Origin of the sequence: Streptomyces sp. MnatMP-M17 (genome assembly GCF_900091995.1) — a bacterium.
In the GTDB taxonomy this organism is placed as follows: Bacteria; Actinomycetota; Actinomycetes; order Streptomycetales; family Streptomycetaceae; genus Streptomyces.
In genome coordinates this window covers 1-3,687 of the sequence record NZ_FMDK01000981.1, presented here as the reverse complement: position 1 = coordinate 3,687, position 3,687 = coordinate 1, and the positions used below count along the sequence as shown (strand labels likewise).

The window sequence follows — 3,687 nt, the reverse complement described above, 5'->3', positions numbered from 1 at the left end:
CGGCTGCCGCTGCCGCTGCCGCTGCCGAGGACGGTCCCGGTACGCCCGGTATGGGGGACATAGAAGCGTTGGTGGGCCAGTCCCGGGAGACGGGGATGGTGGTGGAGCTTTCGGTGCAGGGGGAGTCGCGTTCGTATGCGCCGGAGGTGGAGCAGACGGCGTACCGGGTGGTGCAGGAGGCGCTGACGAATGTGCTGAAGCACGCGGCGGGCGCGAAGGTGATGGTCCGCCTGGCGCACCGGGAGGCGGAGGTCGCGATGCAGGTGGAGAACGGGCCTTCGGACGGTGGCGCGCAGGACGCGGGGTTGCCGAGCGGCGGGAACGGTCTGGTGGGGATGCGGGAGCGGGTGCTGGCGCTGGGCGGCGTGTTCGTGTCGGGGGAGACGGACGCGGGCGGTTTCCGGGTGTCGGCGGTGCTGCCGGACCGGGCGCCGGCGTAGGCGTTGCTTCGGGTCCGCGTGAGGTGCTGCTTCGTGAGCCCGTCGGCTCGTCGGCTCGTCGGCTCGTAAGCCCGCCAGTTCCCCGGTTGGCCGGTTCGTAAGCCCGCCCGGTCAGCCCGAGATCAGCCTCGACGGTTCCATGCCCGTGAGCAGTGTGCCGAGCGCCTGGTCGAGGTCCGGGCCCAGGTACCAGTCGCCGGTGTGGTCGATGCTGAAGACGCGGCCGGTGGCGTCGATGGCGAGGACCGCCTGGCCGTCGTTCTCCTCGCCGAGCGGGCTGATCTCGGTGTCCAGGGACCGGCCGAGGTCCGCGAGCGTACGGGCGAGGTGGAGGCCCGCCAGTGGGTCGATCAGTACGGAGGCGGGAGCTATCTGGCGGCCCGGTCCCGGCGCGGTGAGGCGCAGTCCGCCGAATTCCGCCCAGGCCTCGACGGCGGCGGGAAAGACGCTGAGCCGGTGTCCCGCGGGCGTGATGTGGGCGCGCAGGGCGTCGGCCCACTCCTCGGCCTGCCGCATGTCCCGGCGTCCCGGCTGCCAGCCCGCCTCGCGCAGCGCGGCGTCGACGGGCACGGGAAAGCGGGTGGTGTCGAGGTCGGGCATGCTCAGCCGTTCTGGGTCGGGTCGACGGGACGTACGCCGAAGTGGGCGAGCAGCGCCGAGCAGGAGCGGCAGGGCGGTGCGTAGCTGCCGTGGAGCGGGTCGCCGTCCTCGCGGATACGACGGGCCGTCAGTTTGGAGTGTTTGAGCGTCCGGCGTGCTTCGCCGTGGGTGAGAGGTTTGCGCCGGGCCCGTTTGGAGCGGTCGGCCTCGGCCGCGGTGAGATGGCGGGAGAGCAGGATCGCTTCGGGGCAGCGTCCGGTGAAACGTTCCCTTTGGCCACTGGTGAGGGTGTCGAGGAAGTCCTGTACGAGCGGATGGAGCTCGGGTGGCTGGTCGGCCTTGCCTCCGGTGCAGGTGAGGGTGGTCCGGCCGCGTACGGAGAGAGCGGCGGCGACGGCGGGCAGGATGCCGTCACGGCGCCTGTGGAGCACGGGCGGACGGTGTGGTTCGGTGGTGCTCCAGCCGAGGCGTGGGTCGCCGGATGCGTCTGTTGCTGCGGTGTGCAAGTGCTGTCCCCTCCCCGCGCCCGCGGCTGGTAGCCGCTGGTGTCACGCCCCCGGTTGTGTGGACAGACTGCCAAATGCGCCGGGCGGTCGGGAAGCTGGGGCGTGAATCACGGCGTGGCGTCGGCGCTGGGTCACGTGCCTGTGACCGTTGGTCACCGGTCCGAAGGACGGTTGGTGGCCGGGGTGAACGCGGGAGGATCGCAGGGATGGGCGTGGCGGGGATTATCAGATCGGCCCTGTGGAGGAGCGCGGAGCCTCTTCTGTCCCACCGCATAGGCTGTGCGCAATCAGGGCTGTGGAACCAGCCGGAAGCAGCAGGGGGCAACCGCCATGACGACAGGTCGGCTCGGGCAGCAAGCCGCGCCACCGAACGCGGCCTACGCCGGGCAGGTCGTGCATTTCCCGGACCCGGTCCGGGCTTCCCGGCATCCCAGAGGGGTGCGGGTGGATGAGTCCGGCTATCCGGATTTCTCGCCGTACGCGCGCGCGGCGGCGGAGATAGCCGAGCCCCCGCAGGGGTTCGGTGTGGACGAGCTGCGGCTCACGGACTATGTGTCGGCCAATGCCGCGCTGCATGCCGCGGGGCATGAGCTGTGGGACACGATCCCTTCGGTGGCGACTCCGCACGGCTGGACCTGGCATCACCTTCCGGCCTCGCGCCGGCTCGTGCTGGTGCCGGTCGAGGTGAAGGCGCTGCTGCGGCATCACGGCGGGCTCGCGACGACGGCCGTGGACCACGGCAAGCGCGGCACGCGTCCGCTCCAGGAGACCCGTCCGGTGCACTTCGGGCTGCCGAAGGGCGCGGTGTCGGTCAGCGAGCAGCAACTGCAAGGTGTCGAGGAGGACCTGGGCTATCGGCTGCCCGGCCCGTATCGCGCGTTCCTGAAGGCAGCGGGCGGCTGCGCGCCGGTGGGCGTGGCACTCGATCCGGAGCTGGGGCTGCTGGTGGACCAGCCGTTCTTCACGGTGCGCGAGGAGGCCGCGGTCAATGACCTGGTGTATGTCAACAAGTGCCTGCGGGATCATCTGACCAAGGACTATCTGGGTGTTGCCTTTGTCCAGGGCGGCATTCTCGCGGTGAAGGTGCGGGGCGACCGGGTGGGTTCGGTCTGGTTCTGCGCGTACGACGACGCCAGGGACCGGGACGGCTGGAGCGTGCAGGAGCGGGTGGAGCGGCTGCTGTTGCCCTGCGGCGAGGACTTCGACGCTTTTCTGCTGAGGCTGGCGGGCAGTCCGCCGGAGCTGGAGACCGTGGCGAACCTGATGGTGGACGGCGGCTTCGCGCGCGCCGTCCCGGTGGAGGGATGAGCGCGATGGTGACCTTCGCGCAGGCGCAGGAGCGCGCGGACGAGTGGGTCAACGGCGATCTGCCCGGATATCAGCATCGGGAGGTCCGGGTAAGGGAGTTCGAGCTGGGCTTCGTGATCTGGGCGGAGGACCGCGAGGCCGGGCCCAGGTCGGACGGCGGCCGGCAGCGGCTGGTCATCGCGCGGGACAGCGGTGAGGCCACGCTGTGGCCCGGGCTGCCGGTGGGCGAGGTGATCCGACGGTACGAGGAGGAGTACGGAGTGCCGGAGGCGCCGTCGGCCGCGCCGGAGCCGCCGCAGCGTATCGATCTGAACCAGACGTCGTTCCTGTTGAGCCCGCCGGAGTGGCTCCAGGAGGCGGCGGACAGACAGGCGACTTCGGATCCCTCCTCGACGGTGACGCGGTTGGCGGTTCCGGGTGCCGGACTGGCCTCCGGGCCTGCGGCGGCGTCTGCCGCCTCGTCGCAGGGTGGCGCGGGTCATGCGTACGAGCCCGCCGGGGCCACGCCCTGGGCCGGGACGGACACCAATGCCGCGGGCTCGGCCGACGAAGGGTCCGTGCCGCTGCCCGCGACGGTCTTCGCACCGCCCCTGTCCGGCTCGGACGACGACGACACTCCGCCGCCCGTCGTGGGCGCCGACGCACCGACCGCGCTGATGTCGGGAGGCAGTCAACTGCCGCCCACGGCGGTGAATCCGAGGCCGGGCAGGGACAGTGCCGGTGTCGGCGGTGAGCGCGGCGAAGCGGCGGCAGGCAGGGCTGCCGCGGCGTGGCCCGGTGGGCAGCAGGGTGGGCGAGGCGGTGGCGCGGAAACTCCGCCCTCGGCCGGCGCG

Annotated in this window: 4 protein-coding genes and 1 pseudogene; 3 read left to right on the top strand and 2 right to left on the bottom strand. The window is 71.8% G+C overall.

The features are described from left to right. The coding region (locus GA0115259_RS34615) for a sensor histidine kinase (protein WP_370749210.1) at positions 1-440 on the top strand (440 nt) is incomplete at its 5' end. A 111-nt stretch (positions 441-551) separates the two neighbouring features. Here GA0115259_RS34615 and GA0115259_RS34610 read toward each other — a convergent pair. Together GA0115259_RS34610 and GA0115259_RS34605 are read right to left on the bottom strand one after the other, a co-directional pair. Then, complete coding sequence (locus GA0115259_RS34610; RefSeq protein WP_093604246.1) at positions 552-1,040, bottom strand: SUKH-3 domain-containing protein; 489 nt, start codon at positions 1,038-1,040, stop codon at positions 552-554. A gap of 2 nt (positions 1,041-1,042) precedes the next feature. Continuing rightward, on the bottom strand, positions 1,043-1,546 hold the full coding sequence (locus GA0115259_RS34605) for a YwqJ-related putative deaminase (protein WP_093604244.1): 504 nt from the start codon (positions 1,544-1,546) through the stop codon (positions 1,043-1,045). A 330-nt stretch (positions 1,547-1,876) separates the two neighbouring features. On the opposite strand from GA0115259_RS34605, the gene GA0115259_RS34600 reads away from it, so the two are divergent. Both GA0115259_RS34600 and GA0115259_RS34595 read left to right on the top strand, forming a co-directional pair. Then, complete coding sequence (locus tag GA0115259_RS34600; RefSeq protein ID WP_093604242.1) at positions 1,877-2,854, top strand: SMI1/KNR4 family protein; 978 nt, start codon at positions 1,877-1,879, stop codon at positions 2,852-2,854. Then, positions 2,851-3,687: pseudogene (locus GA0115259_RS34595) on the top strand (hypothetical protein); the annotation flags it as partial. The gene GA0115259_RS34600 and the pseudogene GA0115259_RS34595, both read left to right, overlap by 4 nt.

What these genes read in the sequence shown, in the direction of transcription:
- GA0115259_RS34610 (WP_093604246.1), bottom strand. Translation starts at nt 1,040, where the DNA reads ATGCCCGACCTCGACACCACCCGCTTTCCCGTGCCCGTCGACGCCGCG.
- GA0115259_RS34600 (WP_093604242.1), top strand. Translation starts at nt 1,877, where the DNA reads ATGACGACAGGTCGGCTCGGGCAGCAAGCCGCGCCACCGAACGCGGCC.